Genomic DNA, 19,687 nt, shown 5'->3' on the forward strand with positions numbered 1-19,687 from the left:
GTAGCTCCCACTTTGTATTATGCTAACAACTCACTAAATGCATCAAACAAGCTATCTAGTTCTTCTATGGTGTTGTAATGCATACAACCGATGCGAACAACCCCACCTTTATCCATCACCCCTAGCTGCTCGCAAAGCCCTTGGGCGTAGAAATTACCATCCCATACGCACATGTGCTTTTTACCTAAGAATTCCGACACGGTACGTGGCTCGATGCCATCAAATGTCAAAGCAAACGTTGGTGTACGCTCAGCGAGTCGCTCACGTGACTCGATACCAAAAAGTTTAATCTTTTTAAATTCGGCTAAACGCGTTAAGAAGTGCTGGCTAAGCTGCATCTCATGCGCTTTTGTGCGTGCAAACGCCTCAACCAGTTTCTCACGGCGTGGTGTATCTGCACTCATCTCGCTAAGTGAAGCAATGTAGTCAATCGCCGCAACAACACCCGCTAGTCCTTCGAAACTCTGCGTACCAGTTTCCCAGCGGCCTGGGATAATGTCTTTTGCCGGCTCCACCTTATACGGAGTAAAACCTTCTAAATGCTCACGCTTACCATAAACAATGCCCACATGCGGACCAAAGAACTTATAAGCAGAGCACGCAAGGAAGTCGCAATCCAAACCTTGTACATCGATTAGCTCATGAGGTGCATAATGCACAGCATCAACATATACCAATGCACCAACTTGGTGCGCAAGCTCCACAATGCGTTTGATATCGTTGATTGAGCCCGTTGTATTCGATGCATACGTCACCGCAACTAACTTAGTCTTGGCATTTAGTAGTGATTCAAAATGCGCAAGATCAAGCGTGCAATCGGTTTCATTAATACGCACCGCATGTACCGTCGCACCTTTATCTTCGGCAGCTTGACGCCATGAAGAAACGTTTGAATAGTGATCGGCATTGGTCACAATGACTTCATCACCTGCTTGCCATTCGCGAGATAGCGCACGGCTAAAGCTAAAGGTTAAGCTAGTCATGTTGGCACCAAATACAATTTGATCTGCACTTGGCGCATTGAGTAAGTCCGCAACCGCTTGGCGCGCTTCACTCATCAAACTGACGGTCTTATCGCTTGAGAAAAATGCACCACCTAAGTTAGAGTTAAAATAACCAAGGTAAGCAGACATCGCGCTCAACACGGATTGCGGTACTTGAGAGCCACCCGGGCCATCAAGGAAAATTGGCGTGGCTCCACCAATACTTTGCATAAGCGCAGGGAACTGACGACGCACTAGATTTAAATCCATACTACCCTCTTAGGCTGTAAATACGAAGCAGTCTAGGTAACCGACTTGCTCGGCATCTAGCTTGTTCATCGGTGTTGCGTTATGCCACACTTCACGGTCATTCACCAGTGCAAATAAACCATCTTTGATTTCCATTTTGAAACAGGGCTCAGCTTCTTTGTGCTCATATACCAATAGCTCGCCACCGGCGATATTTTCGTGAGAAACACCGCAGACACAGACATGGTCAAAGCCATCTTGGTGCACACCTTCTGGCGCAGGAGGGGTATCGCTTTCAATCGCTAACATGCGAAACTGATGCACTTCTATGCTGGTATCGTCTGCAATTCCCGTCATGGCTTTAAATTCAGCAAGCATATGCTTAAAGCCATCGGTGTTTAACATGTCCTGCTCAAGGTTTTCGTAAACACGCTCAATATTACCTTGGAAAGTATTAATTGAGTCGTCTTGCACGAAAGCTTTCGTCGGCTGCAATGTTACTTCACCGTCAGTGAATTTAACCACAGAGTAACGGCGCTTTCTGAATGCACCATCGGCATAAGGGTTATCTGGAAGTTGATTGAAAAAAGGCTTAACTGCGTCGATATGTGACTGCGGTAAAAAGCGTAGTTGTAATAAATTCTGGTTGTTTACTGTTGTCATGATCCTCTCGCCCATTGATGAGAATTTGCCGACAATTCTAATAAAACCAGAGAAAATTACTGTTTAAAAAAACGGGATTTTAACAACCAAAACGCAATAAAAACCCACTTATAGCCATTTTAATAGATTACTTATCTAGGTTTAAAATAATGCTTGATAACACCATTTAACTTGAGTGCTTTATGTGCATAAAAAAAGCCAGCATGCGCTGGCTTTTTTCTTTCAATGTATTCTAGAGCGAGTAATTAAACCGCTTGTTGAATGATCACTGAGTCTGCCTTTTTAGTGTACTGAGGCATCTTATGGAAGTTCAAGTAACGGTAAGTGTCCGCAGCCGTTGCATTGATCTTCTCTGCATACTCTTGATATTCAGCAGGTGTTGGTAGTTTACCAAGAATAGCAGCTACCGCTGCAAGCTCTGCTGATGCAAGGAATACGTTTGCACCTGTACCTAAACGGTTAGGGAAGTTACGAGTCGAGGTAGAAACAACCGTTGCTTTATCAGCAACACGTGCCTGGTTACCCATACATAGTGAACATCCTGGAGTTTCGATACGTGCACCTACACGACCGTAAATACCGTAGTAACCTTCGTCAGTTAACTGATCGCGGTCCATCTTCGTTGGCGGAGCAACCCATAGTTGCGTTGGTAGACGACCACCGAAATTATCCAGTAGTTTACCAGCTGCACGGAAGTGACCGATGTTAGTCATACAAGAGCCGATGAATACTTCGTCGATCTTCTCACCAGTTACCGCTGAAAGTAGACGAGCGTCATCAGGGTCATTTGGTGCACAAAGGATTGGCTCTTTGATATCAGCAAGATCAATCTCAATGGTGTGCGCGTATTCTGCATCCGCGTCAGCAGTCATTAGCTCAGGATTCGCTAGCCACTCTTCCATCTTAGTGATACGACGCTCAATGGTACGTACATCACCATAGCCTTCAGAGATCATCCACTTAAGCATCACGATATTAGAGTTTAGGTACTCTTCGATAGACGCTTGTGAAAGCTTAACAGTACAACCTGCCGCACTACGCTCTGCAGATGCGTCAGATAGCTCGAACGCTTGCTCAACCGTTAAATGCTCAACACCTTCGATTTCAAGGATGCGACCAGAGAATTCGTTGATCTTACCTTTTTTCTCAACCGTCAATAGACCTTGCTGGATTGCATAGTAAGGGATAGCGTGTACTAGGTCACGTAATGTGATACCCGGCTGCATTTCACCTTTAAAACGAACAAGGATTGACTCAGGCATATCCAACGGCATTACGCCCGTTGCTGCTGCAAACGCTACTGCACCTGAACCGGCTGGGAATGAAATACCTAACGGGAAACGAGTATGTGAGTCACCACCTGTACCTACTGTATCTGGAAGTAGCATACGGTTTAGCCATGAGTGGATAACACCGTCACCAGGGCGTAGTGATACACCGCCACGGTTCATGATGAAATCAGGAAGTGTGTGGTGTGTGTTTACATCGATTGGCTTAGGATAAGCTGAGGTATGACAGAATGACTGCATTGTAAGGTCAGCAGAGAAGCCAAGACAAGCAAGATCTTTAAGCTCATCACGCGTCATTGGACCCGTAGTATCCTGAGAACCTACTGTTGTCATTGTTGGCTCACAGTATTGACCTGGGCGTACACCTGCCATGTTACATGCTTTACCAACCATCTTCTGTGCAAGCGTAAAGCCTTTACCAGAATCAGCCACTAACTTAGGCTTACGGAAGATATCTTCAGCTTCTAGGCCTAGTGAAGCACGAGCTTTATCAGTTAGACCACGACCGATGATCAATGGAATACGGCCACCAGCACGCACTTCATCAAGAATTACGTCTGATTTCAGTGAGAACGTTGAGATAACTTCGTCAGTACCGTGACGCTTAACCACACCTTCGTATGGGAAGATGTCGATTTGGTCGCCCATATTTAGTTCGTCAACTGGAAGCTCAATCGGTAGTGCACCTGAATCTTCCATGGTATTGAAGAAGATTGGCGCAATTTTACCACCTAGACACACACCGCCAACGCGCTTGTTTGGTACGAATGGAATGTCATCACCCATGAACCAAAGTACGGAGTTAGTTGCAGATTTACGAGATGAGCCTGTACCAACAACGTCACCTACGTACGCTAGCGGTAAACCTTTACCATTAAGCTCTTCCAGTTGTGCAATTGGACCTACTTCACCTGGCTTATCAGGGTTGATACCGTCACGCTCGTTTTTAAGCATAGCCAGTGCGTGTAATGGGATATCTGGACGAGACCAAGCATCTGGTGCTGGAGACAAGTCATCTGTATTTGTCTCACCCGTTACTTTGAATACAGTCACTGAAATCTTGTCTGCAACGGCTGGCTTCTCAAGAAACCATTCTGCATTTGCCCATGACTCAATCACTTGCTTAGCAAACTCATTGCCTGCTTTTGCTTTTTCTTCTACATCGTAGAATGCGTCAAACATCAGTAGCGTGTGAGACAAACCTTTAGCAACGATTGGCGCGATAGCGGCATCGTCTAGTAGGTCGATCATAGGCGCGATGTTGTAACCACCAAGCATAGTGCCAAGTAGTTCAGCTGCATACTCTTTTGAAATGAGTGGTGATTCAGCTTCGCCTTTCGCTACTGCAGCCAAAAAGCCTGCTTTTACGTAAGCGGCATCATCTACACCTGGCGGTACACGATTGATAAATAGATCAACGATGAACTCTTCTTCACCTGCAGGTGGAGTTTTTAGTAATTCGATAAGGTCAGCAGTTTGCTGCGCGTCTAACGGCTTAGGCACGATACCTTGCGCGGCACGCTCTTCTACGTGTTTACGATATTCTTGAAGCACAATATTGCCCTCTTGGTGACGTGGACAGACAAGTAAATGATCTGGCTGCGATTATTGATGCAATCGCCTGAACCATTCCCTTGACCATAAAATATAATGAACAATTATAAGGTCTTTGAGTATAGATGAAAATCTTGCATGCGATACCTCGCCTTATAGTCACTATAAATACAATGAATAAGCATACCGAAACAAGTATATTTTGATGAATATTAGTCAAACGAGAATCATTTTAATTTTGCGAAAAGGTACGCTTGGTGGGATTAAAAAAGGCTCCTGAAGGAGCCTTTTTGCATAAGCTAAGTAAAAATTAACGCTTAACTTTTACTTTCTCTTTAGAAGAAACGTGCGCTTCTACGCGACGGTTTTCAGCATGCGCTTCAAGCGTATTAGCTGGGTTTTTCAAACGCTCTTCACCGTAGCCTACTGTGGTAATACGCATTGAATCAATACCCATATCTACGAGTTTCTCAGCAACGTTTTTCGCGCGGCGCTCAGAAAGCTTTTGGTTGTAATCCGCATCACCTACTGCTGATGCGTGACCTTCAATCACTACATCTGCATTTTTATGTTCTTTTAAAAACTTAGCAACCGCGTTGATATCATCAACATATTGCTGTGAGAAAGAAGCATCATCGTGCGGGAAACGAACCAGTAGATTTACTTTGTCTTCATTCGTTTCATATAGAGTACAACCTGACGCATCAACAGCATCGGTCATTGGTGTATTGGCACATTTGTCTTCGCTATCCACAACACCGTCTTTATCACTGTCTTGTGGTGCTTCTGCAACTACAGGTGCCGGAGCAGGTGCAACTTCTTCCGTTTTACCAGCGCTACCGAATGAGTAGTTGATACCAATTTTACCGCCAACATCAGTAAAACCTGCTTCTAAGCCTTGGTAAACTGCCGCTTCTGCATTCACGAACAAGTGATCGGTGAAGTAGTGACGAACACCAGCACCAACGTTAGCAAAAGTGTTATCTGAAATGACGTCCAGATTCATCTTTTTGATACCCACTAGACCATAGAATGGGCCACCATCAAAGTGATATAAACCATCGATACCATAACGCTCTGCGTCTAGTGAACCATTGCTGATCCCACCAAGATCAAAATCCATGTCTGCATACTCAAGACGACCACTCCAATATTTATCAAAACGGTAGCCGATTTCAGCACCCCAACCAGTAGACTCTTCTACGTCTAAGCCAGCCATATCACGGTGATTTTGCCAGTCAGCATCATAGTAATCACCGAATACACCAAGATATACACCTTCAGTAGGTTCAGTGGTGTTTGCATTTGCATTGGCTGTTACTGCCATCGCAACTAGTAAGCTCAAAGTTTTAATTTTCATCATTCCTTCCCATCTCTGTTAGTTAACGCATTGAGTATTGACTCGGATAGTCTACCAGAAAATGCGTCTACTGATTACGTTGCATAGATAATATTAGCTCGTCCATTAATGTTTACTTAACGTTACATAAGGAATTTTTGCTATTTATGAATTAATTTTGATGACCAAATAGGATTTGATACAGACCTTGTTCCTTTAACAAATCCTTATGTTCTCCATACTGGGACACTTCACCATCATCTAAAACATAAATTAAGTCGGCTTGTTTTATTGCGCTCAGTCGATGTGCAATAATCAAAGTCGTTCTATCAGCCAAAAACGCTTGCAAATTGCGATGAATTTTTGCCTCAGTCTCAATATCAAGTGCCGAGGTTGCTTCATCCAGCACCACCACTTTAGGATCGGCAACAACCATTCTAGCAATGGCTAACCTTTGCTTCTGTCCTCCGGACAATTTAATCCCATTGCGACCAACTTGCGCATCTAATTTGTCAGCCAGAGCAAGTACGGTATCAGCTAGCTCTGCAACTCGGAGTGCCTGCCACAGCACTTGGTCAGATACCTCTCGTCCCATTGCTAGATTTTCACGGATGCTGGTATTAAAGAGTATCGGCTGCTGCAATACGGTCACTATATTATCTCGCACTGCTTCGTAACCAATTTGCTCTACTGGCGTGTCATTTATATGAATCTCGCCACTTTGCTTTTCATACAATCCCAAAAGCAATTGCACCAAAGTAGATTTACCACCTCCAGACACCGCTACTAACGCTACTTTCTTCCCTGCTGGAATATGCAAAGACACCTGCTTGAGCACGGGTTGCTCTGCAACGTAAGCGAAGTCTATATTGGCAAATTTGATATCAACCTGAGATGAATCAAAGACGGTTTTCGTAGCGGGATATTGTGCTTCTGTCGCAAAATTAAAAACCTGATTTAACCTACTAAGTGCCGCCGAGGCACCATAGTACGCATATTGAATACCAAGAATTTCCTGCACAGGCCCCATCATGAACCAAAGGTAACCAAATACCGCAAATATCTGGCCGACCGTTAAATCAGAAAACACCACCATAAACATAGCGACAGCACGGAAAAACTCGAACCCCACCAAAAACACGGTAAAACTTAAGCGGTTAACCGCATCCGTTTTCCATTGTGACTGCACCGCGTAATGTTTGAGATCTTTGGCAGCTACTTTAACTTGTGCAAAGTAGTTACCCTCTCGACGAACGGCTTTTAGTTGAGAAATAGCATCTAGCGTCTCGACTAGTGAGGTTTGTAGTGCCTCAAATGCAGCATTCTCTTCCTTTTTCAGCTCTTTAACATGTTTGCCAAACTGCCGAGAAAAATAGATGACCGCTGGATTGAGCAACAGGATCACCAGTCCCAACATCCAATCAATCCAAAGCAAAATCGCCGCAGTGCCAATGATTGTGAGTAAACCGATTAAAAAGCGTGACAAGGTTTGGCTGATAAATTTATCCAAGGTTTCCACATCGGTAATACAGCGAGAGCTAATTGCTGCACCACCTTGGCTTTCGTACTCCTTAAGTTGAACTTTAGGTAAATGCGTAAGTAAGCGCTCACGGATTTGATAACTAATGTCCTTGCCAATAATAGTAAACTGGCGTGACTGCATCACCCCTAGCACCAAGCTGGCCAAGCGCATGGTTATTACAGCCAACAAAATAACCACGATATAGCCACTGGGGCCATGCCATTGCTCGGGCAATACCGAGTTCATCCAAGCGACTGCTCTACTTGGTGTGTCTAGTAAGACTTCATCGACCAGCAACGGCATCATCAAAGGGATAGGGACACTCACCAACGCGGCAAACAAGGCGATGATATGTGCCTTCATAAGCGGCCGTTTGTGCTCAAGGACTTTACGTTTAATTTCTTGCCAAGAAAGCTGCTGTTCTGCCATTTAGGTTCCACAAAAAGTTTGATAGTGGGCCGGTGTAGACGCGCTGATCCACGATTCAGGATAGTCTTTGTAATCATAGGGCGACGTCAACGCAGTTAGCCAATCCTCTAGCGTTTTGCTCATGCCTTGGCGATTAAACAGCGCAATCTCAGCCTCCACCAACGCATTACGGGGGATAAGTATCGGGTTAGCTTGGCTCATCAAGTTAGCCGCAACGTCATCGAGAGCACGCCTTTGCGCCCATTGTCGCTGCCAGCTCTCCAACTCCGTTGGCACGGATAAAGCTTTGTTTGGATGACCAAGCAAGCTATTAGTTAGTGCCGCAAAGGTATTGGTAAAGTCTAGTTCGTGCTCCGTCATCAACTTGAGTAAGTCACTAAGTAGAATGTCGTCTGCGTCGCTCCATTCATCAATACCAAGCTTAGCCGCCCACATATCTTTGTACTTGCGATTAAACGATTCAGAAAACTCCGCTAAAATTTGACTAAATGCTTCAATTCCCGCTTGCTCATCCTGCCATAACACCAATAAGGCCTCGGCAAGTCGCGCACAGTTCCAATTCATGATGTTTGGCTGATTACCAAACGCATAGCGGCCTTGGCGGTCGATAGAGCTAAACACGGCGTTAAAATCAAACTTTTCCATCATTGCACAAGGGCCGAAGTCTATCGTTTCGCCACTGAGCAAAATATTGTCGGTATTCATCACGCCATGAATAAAGCCAACCCGCATCCACTCGACAACTAAGTCCACCAACTGCTCACACACTTCACGAAACAATTCGAGTACATCCTGTTCGGTCTCAACTTTAAATCCCTCAAATAATTGCTCGCCCAGCAAGTTAAGTAGGCTCCATAGCTCATCTTTATCTTGCTGTGTAGCCAGATATTGCAAGGTACCGATGCGGATATGACTTTTTGCCACACGACATACAACTGCGCCAGGTACTTCACCTTGACGATAAACATGGTGTCCAGTGGTTACAACAGCTAGGCATTCCGTAGTTGGAACCCCCAAGCCAACCATAGCTTGGCTCATTATAAACTCACGTACCGCAGGTCCTAGCGCACAAAAGCCATCACCACCGCGAGAAAATCGCGTCGCTCCAGAGCCTTTCAAGTGCAGGTCGTATTGACGTCCGTCATCGAGCTTCACCCCGCCAATTAAATGCGCTCGGCCATCACCAAGTAACGGGTTAAATTGCCCAAACTGATGACCACTGTAGGCTAAGCTCGTAGGTTCAATATAACCTAAAGGGCGCTGACCACTTAACAGCTCAGCAAGCGCTGTGGTGTCGTATTCCTTTAGCTCAAGCTTAACTAGCAACGGCGTATTAGATAGTAGTAATGTGGGCTGATTAAATCTTGCTGGTTGCTCCTTAAAGAGCAGAGCAGAACCCTGATAGGGCTGAAAAAATACCATGCGATCATCTCTATTTTTAGCGCCTAGCGAATATTATCACCAACACTCATTGACACAATTTGGCTTAACTCTTGTAAGCTAAGCCCGCTATATTGACGCATTTCATTGAAAAACTGCTGCGCCGATTGCAGTGACTTCTGACTTTGTAAGCCTCCGTCTATGATCTTCTCGGCACGTAGCACCGTTTCGACGTCTTTACTCAGTAAAAACGTATCTTTACCTAACACACGAAGTGCGTAAGGCCCGGTATTCCCACCGAGTCTCGAACCATGCTTTTTCAAGTACAGCCACAGACCTACGATATTGTCTTCAGGCCAGTGTGCGACGAAATCACTAAAGCGACCATACTGTTGTTGCACTGCAAAAATCATATGGCAATTGTCAGCGATACTTTTTACCTTTTTAGCATTACGAATGATCCGTTCATCCTGACTACGTTGCTCATACATTTCAGGTGACATCATAAGCAACTTCTCAATTGAGAATTGCCAAAATACTTCTCTAAAGCCATCCCACTTATTATCAACCACCGCCCAATAAAACCCGCTCTGGAAAATCTTGCGAGTAAATTCTTCTAGCCATTGATCATCACTTAATGCCAATAGTGATTCGGCACTCAATGGTTGGTTAAGCTTAGCTTTTAGCGCCGCCTCAGAGCCTTTGCGCTCGGCAGCTCTATGATAAATTTTTTCGAATACTTTCATGCTCATGACCGAGTTTGATTGTTATCAAATACAGGGTAACTTATCTGACTTTTCGGTGTGAGTTAATTTTAATAAAAGTAGATTGCTCAGGTTGCTCTTATACAAGACAGATATCCCTTTAACATCATACCAACACCATCAATATTAAGAGCAGCTCAAAGCCGACTCTTTTTTCCAAGCACCCAACAAAGCACATTGTGATTACCGCTCCCTAACGAACAGCCATACAGTTAGTTTTCATTTTGTTAACTTAAACACTTCCATTGTTAGAGAGCACCAAGCTCACCTTGTAGAGATAAAGCCCATGTTGACCGTAATCTGCTAGCAACTTTCTCAGTAATTGTAATGACAATAGAATGTTAATATATGGTGCAAAAAATTGCGTAAAAGTATTAATTTAACTTGACATGAACCCATAACAGAAAATAAGATCGCACAGCAAATGATAAGTGTTTTCATTTGCAATGGTAAAATATAATTAACATAGGAGTGTGATCTGTGTCCAAGTTTGCTATCAAGTGGGCTAACGTTATTTCAGACAACAAAGGGAAGGTACTCGCGTATCTCAACAGTATCTTAAAATGCCCCTATCTTGCCGAAGATGCGTTACAGGACACTTTTATCCGTCTTAGCAGCATGTCACATACACAAAATGCGCAAATCAATAACACAACGAGTTTCTGCTTCCAAGTGGCTAGGAATATTGCAATCGATATGCTTAGAAAGCAAAGTCGAGAAAGCTTAGTTGCCCTTGAGGCAACGCATGTAGAGTACATGTCAGACACAGATTCAGATATCGAAAACAAAGTCGAGTCGGCACAACTGGATAGACGCATGGACTCAACAATCCAAAAACTGTCAACTCGCCATCAAAATATCATTAGCTTTTATCGTACTGGTCGATTCAAACAAAAAGAAATTGCGAAGCTTTATAAAATCTCACCAACCTTGGTTAACTTTATGATAAAAGAGGCTGTACACAGCTGCCAAAAGGAGTTTTTAGCTCACTAGAATAGAGGATTATACACTAGCTGATTGTTGTACTCGTAGCTTCGCAGCAATGAAATCAGGGTGGGCAACATAAAACAGCCCGGCTATTTTCCGAATTATATGGTCTTCATGACTGTCTAACTCACCATCAGCATAAGCAACGTGCCACAACAGCTCAATGACCTCGATGCGCTCAATGTCGCTGGTGTGATTGTTCACTTGCTTGGCAAAAGAATACATATCTACTGCCTGTTCCACCAATTGCTGCGCTTGTGTTATCAGTGCACTGACTTGTGGTTCAGGCAATTCACAACGTGTTTTGAGTAACTCCGCAATTTTATCGAATTCCGACTGTTGTAGTTTGCCGTCCGCTCGCATCACTTCGACCAGTAATGCAGCAAGCGCGGTATTAAAGTCGATTTCTTGTCTCGGTGACGACTCCTGCAAGCTTTGAAATAGTTTTTTAAGTTGGTTAAGCAAGTGACTAAACTCCCATGTGATATACTAGTAATGTAGCAGACTAAAAGGATGGTTATGCGTAAGTTATCATTGAGACTAAATTCATTAAAGCTAAGTTCCCTAATTGTAAGCGTAACATTGCTCTCAGCGTGCCAATACACACCGGTTCCAAGAGGCGAACCTGAAAAACTTTATGACTTTGACCATAAAGTACATTATGAGCAAACCACGTATAACGATGACCACTTTCGACTGGCAATTAAGCCAGATAGTTATGCGCATTTTAGGCAACAAAGCGTTTTTTTGCTGCGCCATGCCAAACGCTTATGCCAAGGTAGTAACCCACAATTGACATTACTCGGTGGCGTCCAAGGCTTTGATAAGATGCCATTAGAGCCAAGACCTTACCAGAATGACTTAACAGTAGACGTAAAGTGTGTGGCCAAATAGCCACACATTTTTGTTAGCGCTATAAATCTTTTTCTGTAACCCGCTCTGGGTTTAGTTTTCATACCCCCAAGGTGCTGCTGGTGCGGTTACTGGTTTTGTTAAATCAAAGTCCACTCGGAACTCTCGCCCTTCACGCACTAAACGATAGGTAAACTGCTCTGGATAGATATACATCTGCCATGTATTTCCAATTGATTGTGGGATCCCTTGTTGGACAAATAACTGTTTTGAGTATTCATCAGCAGGGAACGACTGCACGGTATTAAATCCCGCATCTAGGGTATGACCCCCATACATAGTAGAAACATCGTCACTGCCATCTTCATGGCGGTGATCGTGCTTTAAGCTCAAACCACTCCCTGTTTTGGTGATGATCCAAGTTCTTGAAGCATCTTTTCCTACATGAAATGGGACTTGAAGCTCAGCGTCGCCACATTTACGAACGTGCATCACAAGACGCGCATCGCTAAAGCTGCTTGGACCTTGATTATCCATCGTTACTTTACCTTCGTAGGCTTTACCACAATGCGCTTTAATAGCGTCAAAAAATGCATCATGGCTTGGGATGGAAACCAGCGGGGCAGGACGCGCGAAGGCTGCGCAGCTCAAGGTTGCGAGTAGCGCTAAAGTTAATTTTTTCATTGGAGACACCTAAAACAAATAAAGCCAGAGCTTAATCAGCTTCTGGCTTTGTGGCAAAATTATTCGACCAAATTGAGTAAACAGCTATTATTGCCAAGGTCTTGTCGTAGCAAGCTGCTGCTCAAAGGCATCAATTTGGGCATTTAATAATTCGGTCTCACCGATAAAGTCAAGGCCACTCAAGAGGCGTGCTTTGATGTCTTCTCGCACCTCAAAGTCAATTGGTGCAATACCCGCTCCGCTTATCTGCTGCGCTTCTAGGTCAATACTCAAATGCACTTGTGATTGTTGCTCACATGCATCGAAGAGCGTATCTAACGTGCTGGCTGGTAACGCAATGCAAAGCATTTGGTTATTACCACAATTGTTAAAAAAGATATCGGCAAAGCTCTCGGCTAGGATCACGGTAAAACCATATTGTTTTAGTGCCCAAGGAGCATGCTCACGAGACGAGCCACAACCAAAGTTGTCACGCGTTAACAAGATTGACGCGCCCCGATATTGTCGATAGTTAAGTACAAAATTCGGATCTGGCTGGCCATCGTCAAGATAGCGCCAATCATAAAACAGCGCTTTATCAAACCCGTCGCGGCTGGTTGAAGTTAAAAACTGCTTGGGAATAATTTGGTCTGTATCAACATTGTTTTTGTCTAATGGCGCAACTAGGCCCTGATGAAACACGCTCATGACGCCTCTCCTCGAATATCAGTAAAGTGACCTGCAATTGCCGCTGCGGCAGCCATTGCTGGACTCACCAAATGCGTACGACCGCCTCGCCCTTGACGCCCTTCAAAGTTACGGTTTGAGGTCGATGCACAGCGTTTTTCTGCGCCAAGCCGATCATCGTTCATCGCCAAGCACATAGAGCAGCCCGGTTCTCGCCACTCAAATCCCGCAGCTTTGAAAATATCGGCTAAGCCCTCTTGTTCGGCTTGCTGCTTTACTAATCCAGATCCTGGGACGATTAGCGCTTCAACGCCTGCCGCTACGTGCTTACCCACCACCAGTTGTGCCGCCGCACGCAAATCTTCAATACGGCTATTGGTGCAAGAGCCAATAAATACGGTGTCGACTTTGGCATCGCTTAGCCTTTGTCCTGCTGTGAGGCCCATATATTTCAACGCGCTGCGCATCGCATCCGCTTTGACTAAATTAGGTTCATCGTCAGGGTTCGGTACTAAGTCATTAATACCAATGACTTGCTCTGGACTTGTCCCCCACGTTACTTGAGGTTGTACACTGTCAGCATCCAGCTCCACGACACGATCAAATTCAGCATCCGGGTCGCTATGCAAGGTTTTCCAGTAGTGCACCGCAGCATCAAAGTCTTCGCCTTGAGGTGCAAATGGGCGACCACGTAAATACGCAAAGGTTTTCTCGTCAGGTGCGATCAAGCCAGCTTTCGCCCCCATTTCAATACTCATATTACACAGCGTCATCCGCGCTTCCATCGACAGCGCTTCGATCCCCGTCCCACAAAACTCAGCCACATAGCCAGTGCCACCAGCTGTGCCTAATTGCCCAATCACAGCGAGGATCAAGTCTTTTGCAGTCACGGTCGGACGCAAGACGCCATTCACTTGAATTTTTAACGATTTGGCTTTTTTCTGCTGTAATGTTTGCGTGGCCAGCACATGTTCAACCTCTGATGTACCAATACCGTGAGCCAGCGCACCAAATGCACCATGCGTTGAGGTATGGCTATCGCCACATACAATCGTTGTACCCGGCAAAGTGATCCCTTGCTCAGGTCCCATTACGTGCACTATGCCTTGGTTAATCGAATTTAAATCGTAAAGTACAATGCCGAACTCTTCACAGTTTTGTGCCAACGCCTGTAGCTGGTTTTTGCTCACCTCACTGGCAGCATCAATCGAACGGCTCTTGGTCGAGACATTATGATCCATTGTCGCAAAGGTTTTTTCTGGACATCTTACCGGACGGTTCTGCTCTCTTAATCCCGCAAATGCCTGCGGTGAAGTGACTTCGTGTACTAGATGACGGTCAATGTACAAGAGATCGGTTTGCTCATTTAATTTAGCAACCACATGGGATTGCCAAATTTTATCGTATAATGTTTTTGCCACTTGCTCTTACCTTTATTAAACCCTGTCGACGATCGCTTGCGCGACATCCATAGTAGTAAACCCTGCTTGAGGATAGATATCCGGTGTACCTACACCATATTTCACCGCCTCTGCTACTGCCTTTTCAATTGCGCGTGCCGCTTCGTCTTGCCCCAATGAATAACGTAGCATCAGCGCGGCACTTAAAATTTGTGCGATTGGGTTTGCCACCCCTTTCCCGGCGATATCTGGTGCTGAGCCGCCTGCTGGCTCATATAAGCCAAAGCCCGATTGATTTAGACTTGCCGATGGTAATAACCCCATGGAACCCGTGATCATTGCACATTCATCAGAAAGGATGTCACCGAACAGGTTGTCGCACAGTAGCACATCAAACTGGCTTGGTTGCTTTACCAACTGCATCGCAGCGTTGTCGATATAAATATGATCAAGCGCCACATCTGGGTATTCTTTCGCGACTTCATTGACTACTTCACGCCACAGTACACTGGTTGCCAACACGTTGGCTTTGTCTACAGAAGTCACATGATTGCTTCTAAGTCTCGCCGCATCAAAAGCAAAACGGGCGATGCGTTCGATTTCTTTGCGCGAATAGGTTTGCGTATCAAACGCCGACTCGCTTTCGCCCTCACCTTGACGACCTTTTTCGCCAAAATAAATCCCGCCAGTAAGCTCACGGACGCATAAAATATCAAAACCTTGCTGACTAATGTCGCTGCGTAGTGGAGAGGCAGCGCTCAATGCGGGTAATAGCTGCGCAGGACGCAGATTACAAAATAGCTGAAAGTGCTTTCTAAGCGGTAATAAGGATGCCCGTTCTGGTTGCTCATTTGGCGGTAAGTGCTCCCACTTAGGCCCACCCACAGAGCCAAACAGAATCGCATCAGCGGCTTCACATGCGGCCAATGTCGCCGCGGGTAAGGCTTCGCCAAATTGGTCTATGGCCGCACCACCAATCGCTTGTGGTGATTTTTCTAAAGCAAAGTTGAACTTAGTCGCCACTTTATCTAATACCAGCTCAGCGGCTTGCATCACTTCTGGACCAATTCCATCTCCAGCTAGTACTGCGATTTTGTAGTTTGTTTGACTCATCCTGCTTTCCTTTGTTGTTTTAGGCTAGACACTTTTTGTGCTCTATCAATTAGGTTATATACTCGGATCATGGCTCTCACTGACGCTTCAACAATGTCGGCTGCAAGTCCCACACCGTGATATTGCTTACCATCAAACTTGGCAATAATATCGACTTGGCCCAGTGAGCTTGCCCCCTTACCCGTCGCATCAAGGTTATATTCCACCACTTCCACCGCCATGCCAGTAATACGCTCGATAGCTAAAAACGCCGCTTCTACAGGACCGTTGCCGGTTGCTGCTTCTTGCTTAAGCTCACCATTCAAGGCAATCCCCACAGTCGCGCTCGCGATGGATTGAGAGTTAGAAGATGCATTGACGAACTGTAATTGGTAGCGCTCGTCTTTATCTTTTATTTGGTTGAAATAAATCATCGCTTCAAGGTCATAGTCGTAAACCGTGCCCTTTTGATCGGCTAATGCTAAGAAGCTTTCATACAGGCTATCCATATCGTAATCCGATTTCTGATAGCCAAGCTCGGTAAGACGATGCTCGATAACATGTCGGCCAGAGCGTGAAGTCATATTTAACTGATTACTCGGCACGCCAACGGTTTCTGGTGCCATGATTTCATAGGTGTTTTGTGCTTTTAAGACGCCGTCTTGGTGAATACCCGAGCTATGTGCAAAGGCATTTTCACCCACAATTGCCTTGTTTGGCTGCACCGGCATATTGCAGATTTTAGCAACTTGGCGCGACGCGCGATAAATCTCTTCGCTACGAATATCGGTGTGCACTTTTAGGTGGTCTTGGCGCATCTTCATGATCATCGCCACTTCTTCTAGTGAGCAGTTACCTGCACGCTCACCAATACCATTGATGGTACATTCGATTTGTCTTGCACCGGCTTGTACCGCCGCGATTGAGTTTGCCACCGCAAGTCCTAAATCGTTGTGACAATGGACGCTTAGTCTGGCTTTGTCGATGTTAGGCACATTATTACGAATATGGTAAATCATCGCTGCATACTCGTCTGGTGTGACGTAACCTACGGTATCAGGCAAGTTAATCGTGGATGCACCGGCATTAATCGCCGCTTCAACAATACGACACAGATCAGCGTGTGGCGTACGGCCGGCATCTTCACACGAAAACTCAACATCATCAGTGTACTTTCTGGCTTGAGAAATGGCCTTAATCGCCATGTTAGTCGCATCATCTAGACTCATTCTTAACTTATGTTCTAGGTGCAGAGGACTGGTTGCAATAAAAGTGTGAATGCGACGCTGCTCAGCACCTTTAAGGGCTTCGCCACACGCGTCGATATCTTTACCAACCGCACGCGCAAGGCCACAAATTGCTGGACCTTTTACCTCGGCAGCAATGCGTTGTACCGCACGAAAATCAGCCGGACTTGATACTGGAAAACCCACTTCCATGACATCCACATTGAGACGACTAATGGTATGCGCCAGTTGTATTTTATCTTCTTCTGTTAAGCTGGCTTTTAACGCCTGCTCACCGTCCCTTAATGTTGTATCGAAAATCCAGACTTTATCTTGCATACCCTTATCCTCAGCCAAAAAAAACCCCGCAAGTGCGGGGTGTCTACAGTAAATGTCGCTCAATTCGCGCAATTACACCCCATCCCTCTGGTTTACCAGTAGGAGGTTAAGAAAGAGTGAAATACGCGCAGTCATTTTCATTGAGCTAAGTGTTCCTGTTGATGAATTGGTTATGTTTTAACATGCTTTAAAAGCGACAATCAAGCATAAATTATCCCAAAAACAGAGCTCAAACCTCGACTTATTGGAAACTTAAATCACAATAACGCCAGTTTTAGAAAATATATTTCAAGATCAGAAGTGAACACAGATAGGATATGAAGTGAGCAGGGTTATTTTGAATTTTAATTACCAATAAAAAAATAGCCAATTTAGGCTATTTTTTTATTGGTTCTGGATGTTTTGCATAACCAGAGGCACCTTTTGCGATATACCGCAACTGCCACTTCAAACGCTCGGTCAGTTCAGCGCGTTGTGGGGGATCTTGATCTAAAGCCTCAGCACCAGAGCTAAATACTAAGGTGACCATTGCTTCAGCTTGCATGTGGGCGTGATGAGTATCTACTCCCGTTTCTGTTTCAAGGTAATGAGCAAGCTCTAAGATAAAATGTTTGATTTCTCTAGCCACGGCGGCACGAAACGCAGGCGAAGTACCCGAACGTTCACGCAGTAATAAACGAAATTGGTTGCTCGACTGCTCAATAAATTCCATAAAGGTGTGCACAGAAGTATTGATCACGCTACCACCTTTAGCGATGCGACGCCTTGCTTGGCGCATTAATTGTCGCAAGGTTAAACCCGCTTCATCTACCATAGTCAGCCCGAGCTCGTTCATATCCTTAAAATGTCGATAAAAAGAAGTAGGTGCGATACCCGCCTCTCGTGCGACTTCACGCAGGCTTAAATTCGAGAAACTATGCTCAGCACTTAGTTGATTAAATGCCGCTTCGATAAGCGCTTGACGGGTCTTCTGTTTTTGTTGGGCGCGTACACCAGCCATGGACTTTCCCCAATTCGCTTCGAAAAATAAGAACAATAAACCGCAGTCTAAACCTTGACGCAGCAAGAATGAAATACTATTTTAGCGTACAGTTGTACGCTGAAATTAGATTTTGAGATTAATTGATGAAAAAACCACCCATTTTATGGACCAATGTGCTGTTCTTTAGCTTATCGTTTTTAGCTGCGATCACTTTGGTGCCTTGGTATGGCTTTGAATACGGCTATACCACCAGCCACTGGGTAGCTTTTGTTGCCTGTATGTTTTACGCCGGTCTGTCGATCACCGCAGGGTATCACCGTTTATGGGCGCATAAAGCCTATGACGCCCATCCTGTGATTCAAGTTATTTTTGCGTTGGGTGGCGCATTCGCGTTACAAAACAGTATATTACATTGGAGTAGCGATCACCGTGTACACCACGGCCAAGTCGACGACCCAGTAAAAGATCCGTACGCCGCAACACGAGGCTTCTGGTATAGCCATATCGGTTGGATGCTGAGAGATTATCAAGGCGAGACTTACGGTGATTATAATAACGCCAGAGACTTACAACGTAACCCTATCGTGATGTGGCAACACAAGCACTATATGAAATTGGTGTTACTTACAAATATCGGCATCCCGTTAGTGCTAGGTTTATTACTCGGAAATGTGTTTGGTATGTTGTTACTTGCAGGCGTACTCAGACTCGTACTCAGTCAACACTTTACCTTCTTTATCAATTCACTGGCACACATTTGGGGTAGTCGTCCTTACACCGAAAAAAATACCGCGCGAGACAATGGTTTGCTAGCCCTATTCACTTACGGTGAAGGCTACCATAACTTTCATCATATTTTTGCCAGCGACTACCGTAATGGTATTCGCTGGTATCACTATGACCCAACTAAATGGCTGATCCGCACTTTTGCAGCACTGGGCCTTGCCAGTAAGCTAAAACGCACTCCGGTTGAGCGCATTGAAAAAGCCAAAGCGGAGACCTTGTTGAATAAGACTAAAGTCAGTCTCGCAAAATTGCCTTTGGCGCAAGATAAGCTTACATTGTTACAACAAGAGTATGATTTACTTCTTAAAAAGCTTCAAAACTACTGTACTGTACAAAAGCAGGTACTCGAAGCGAAGAAAGAGGCAGTACTTGCACAGTGCGAACATTCCGCACTGATGCAACAATATAAAGAGCTAGAACAAGCTTGGGAAAGCCAAAAACAAGCTTGGATTGCACTAAATTCGAGGCTACTGAAAACGGCATAATGTTCAGCGGCCTCAA

At 45.0% G+C, this 19,687-nt stretch carries 17 protein-coding genes; 3 read left to right on the forward strand and 14 right to left on the reverse strand.

Annotated elements, in window-relative coordinates:
* Window positions 1-17: 17 nt before the first annotated feature.
* From ABMY45_RS22235 to ABMY45_RS22265, 7 genes are all read right to left on the reverse strand, one after another.
* Window positions 18-1,253: a cysteine desulfurase-like protein gene (locus ABMY45_RS22235; RefSeq protein WP_010604323.1), complete on the reverse strand. Its 1,236-nt coding sequence runs from the start codon at window positions 1,251-1,253 to the stop codon at window positions 18-20.
* Between the two features lie 9 nt (window positions 1,254-1,262).
* Window positions 1,263-1,895, reverse strand: coding sequence for a 2OG-Fe dioxygenase family protein (locus ABMY45_RS22240; RefSeq protein ID WP_010604322.1), 633 nt, complete (start codon window positions 1,893-1,895; stop codon window positions 1,263-1,265).
* A gap of 245 nt (window positions 1,896-2,140) precedes the next feature.
* Window positions 2,141-4,738 carry a bifunctional aconitate hydratase 2/2-methylisocitrate dehydratase gene (gene acnB / locus ABMY45_RS22245; protein WP_206472319.1) on the reverse strand — a complete coding sequence of 866 codons (2,598 nt, stop codon included), beginning with the start codon at window positions 4,736-4,738 and terminating at the stop codon, window positions 2,141-2,143.
* Window positions 4,739-5,048: 310 nt separating this feature from the next.
* Window positions 5,049-6,098, reverse strand: a complete 1,050-nt coding sequence (locus ABMY45_RS22250) for an OmpA family protein (protein WP_206472338.1) — start codon at window positions 6,096-6,098, stop codon at window positions 5,049-5,051.
* 151 nt (window positions 6,099-6,249) lie between these two features.
* Window positions 6,250-8,028, reverse strand: coding sequence for an ABC transporter ATP-binding protein (locus ABMY45_RS22255; protein ID WP_227387621.1), 1,779 nt, complete (start codon window positions 8,026-8,028; stop codon window positions 6,250-6,252).
* A complete protein-coding gene (locus ABMY45_RS22260) occupies window positions 8,029-9,450 on the reverse strand; it encodes a protein adenylyltransferase SelO family protein (protein ID WP_227387622.1) in 1,422 nt (473 codons plus the stop codon). It lies immediately after the preceding gene.
* A gap of 23 nt (window positions 9,451-9,473) precedes the next feature.
* Window positions 9,474-10,154, reverse strand: a complete 681-nt coding sequence (locus ABMY45_RS22265) for a DNA-3-methyladenine glycosylase I (protein WP_174171032.1) — start codon at window positions 10,152-10,154, stop codon at window positions 9,474-9,476.
* A gap of 498 nt (window positions 10,155-10,652) precedes the next feature.
* On the opposite strand from ABMY45_RS22265, the gene ABMY45_RS22270 reads away from it, so the two are divergent.
* On the forward strand, window positions 10,653-11,165 hold the full coding sequence (locus tag ABMY45_RS22270; protein ID WP_010604316.1) for a sigma-70 family RNA polymerase sigma factor: 513 nt from the start codon (window positions 10,653-10,655) through the stop codon (window positions 11,163-11,165).
* Window positions 11,166-11,174: 9 nt separating this feature from the next.
* Here the strand turns inward: ABMY45_RS22270 and ABMY45_RS22275 are convergent, their stop codons facing one another.
* Window positions 11,175-11,624 carry a TerB family tellurite resistance protein gene (locus ABMY45_RS22275; protein ID WP_010604315.1) on the reverse strand — a complete coding sequence of 150 codons (450 nt, stop codon included), beginning with the start codon at window positions 11,622-11,624 and terminating at the stop codon, window positions 11,175-11,177.
* Window positions 11,625-11,678: 54 nt separating this feature from the next.
* Here ABMY45_RS22275 and ABMY45_RS22280 point away from each other — a divergent pair, with 54 nt between their 5' ends.
* The gene (locus tag ABMY45_RS22280; RefSeq protein ID WP_010604314.1) at window positions 11,679-12,053 is read left to right on the forward strand and encodes a hypothetical protein; all 375 of its coding nucleotides are present in this window, start codon (window positions 11,679-11,681) and stop codon (window positions 12,051-12,053) included.
* A gap of 51 nt (window positions 12,054-12,104) precedes the next feature.
* Here ABMY45_RS22280 and ABMY45_RS22285 read toward each other — a convergent pair whose 3' ends face one another.
* The 6 genes from ABMY45_RS22285 to fabR all read right to left on the reverse strand — a co-directional run bounded on the left by ABMY45_RS22285 (window position 12,105) and on the right by fabR (window position 18,418).
* Entirely contained in the window at window positions 12,105-12,695 is a 591-nt protein-coding gene (locus ABMY45_RS22285) for a hypothetical protein (protein WP_227387624.1), read from the reverse strand.
* Window positions 12,696-12,782: 87 nt separating this feature from the next.
* On the reverse strand, window positions 12,783-13,382 hold the full coding sequence (leuD, locus tag ABMY45_RS22290; protein WP_010604312.1) for a 3-isopropylmalate dehydratase small subunit: 600 nt from the start codon (window positions 13,380-13,382) through the stop codon (window positions 12,783-12,785).
* Window positions 13,379-14,782, reverse strand: a complete 1,404-nt coding sequence (gene leuC, locus ABMY45_RS22295; RefSeq protein WP_174171030.1) for a 3-isopropylmalate dehydratase large subunit — start codon at window positions 14,780-14,782, stop codon at window positions 13,379-13,381. The genes leuD and leuC overlap by 4 nt, the downstream gene beginning before the upstream one ends.
* A gap of 15 nt (window positions 14,783-14,797) precedes the next feature.
* Window positions 14,798-15,874 carry a 3-isopropylmalate dehydrogenase gene (leuB, locus tag ABMY45_RS22300; protein ID WP_206472309.1) on the reverse strand — a complete coding sequence of 359 codons (1,077 nt, stop codon included), beginning with the start codon at window positions 15,872-15,874 and terminating at the stop codon, window positions 14,798-14,800.
* The gene (gene leuA / locus ABMY45_RS22305; RefSeq protein WP_227387625.1) at window positions 15,871-17,418 is read right to left on the reverse strand and encodes a 2-isopropylmalate synthase; all 1,548 of its coding nucleotides are present in this window, start codon (window positions 17,416-17,418) and stop codon (window positions 15,871-15,873) included. Before leuA ends, leuB begins: the two co-directional genes overlap by 4 nt.
* A gap of 376 nt (window positions 17,419-17,794) precedes the next feature.
* The gene (fabR, locus tag ABMY45_RS22310) at window positions 17,795-18,418 is read right to left on the reverse strand and encodes an HTH-type transcriptional repressor FabR (RefSeq protein WP_010374371.1); all 624 of its coding nucleotides are present in this window, start codon (window positions 18,416-18,418) and stop codon (window positions 17,795-17,797) included.
* A gap of 125 nt (window positions 18,419-18,543) precedes the next feature.
* On the opposite strand from fabR, the gene ABMY45_RS22315 reads away from it, so the two are divergent.
* On the forward strand, window positions 18,544-19,671 hold the full coding sequence (locus tag ABMY45_RS22315) for a fatty acid desaturase (protein WP_010374369.1): 1,128 nt from the start codon (window positions 18,544-18,546) through the stop codon (window positions 19,669-19,671).
* The last annotated feature ends 16 nt before the right edge of the window (window positions 19,672-19,687 follow it).

It is taken from the genome of Pseudoalteromonas sp. XMcav11-Q (assembly GCF_040104525.1).
Taxonomy (GTDB): Bacteria; Pseudomonadota; Gammaproteobacteria; order Enterobacterales; family Alteromonadaceae; genus Pseudoalteromonas.

Bases quoted from the DNA above. Each gene is read 5' to 3' on its own strand.
- leuD (WP_010604312.1), bottom strand. From the start codon at position 13,382: ATGAGCGTGTTTCATCAGGGCCTAGTTGCGCCATTAGACAAAAACAAT.
- ABMY45_RS22265 (WP_174171032.1), bottom strand. From the start codon at position 10,154: ATGAAAGTATTCGAAAAAATTTATCATAGAGCTGCCGAGCGCAAAGGC.
- leuB (WP_206472309.1), bottom strand. From the start codon at position 15,874: ATGAGTCAAACAAACTACAAAATCGCAGTACTAGCTGGAGATGGAATT.
- ABMY45_RS22280 (WP_010604314.1), top strand. From the start codon at position 11,679: ATGCGTAAGTTATCATTGAGACTAAATTCATTAAAGCTAAGTTCCCTA.
- leuA (WP_227387625.1), bottom strand. From the start codon at position 17,418: ATGCAAGATAAAGTCTGGATTTTCGATACAACATTAAGGGACGGTGAG.
- ABMY45_RS22250 (WP_206472338.1), bottom strand. From the start codon at position 6,098: ATGAAAATTAAAACTTTGAGCTTACTAGTTGCGATGGCAGTAACAGCC.
- ABMY45_RS22285 (WP_227387624.1), bottom strand. From the start codon at position 12,695: ATGAAAAAATTAACTTTAGCGCTACTCGCAACCTTGAGCTGCGCAGCC.
- ABMY45_RS22240 (WP_010604322.1), bottom strand. From the start codon at position 1,895: ATGACAACAGTAAACAACCAGAATTTATTACAACTACGCTTTTTACCG.
- ABMY45_RS22235 (WP_010604323.1), bottom strand. From the start codon at position 1,253: ATGGATTTAAATCTAGTGCGTCGTCAGTTCCCTGCGCTTATGCAAAGT.
- ABMY45_RS22255 (WP_227387621.1), bottom strand. From the start codon at position 8,028: ATGGCAGAACAGCAGCTTTCTTGGCAAGAAATTAAACGTAAAGTCCTT.
- ABMY45_RS22260 (WP_227387622.1), bottom strand. From the start codon at position 9,450: ATGGTATTTTTTCAGCCCTATCAGGGTTCTGCTCTGCTCTTTAAGGAG.
- ABMY45_RS22315 (WP_010374369.1), top strand. From the start codon at position 18,544: ATGAAAAAACCACCCATTTTATGGACCAATGTGCTGTTCTTTAGCTTA.
- fabR (WP_010374371.1), bottom strand. From the start codon at position 18,418: ATGGCTGGTGTACGCGCCCAACAAAAACAGAAGACCCGTCAAGCGCTT.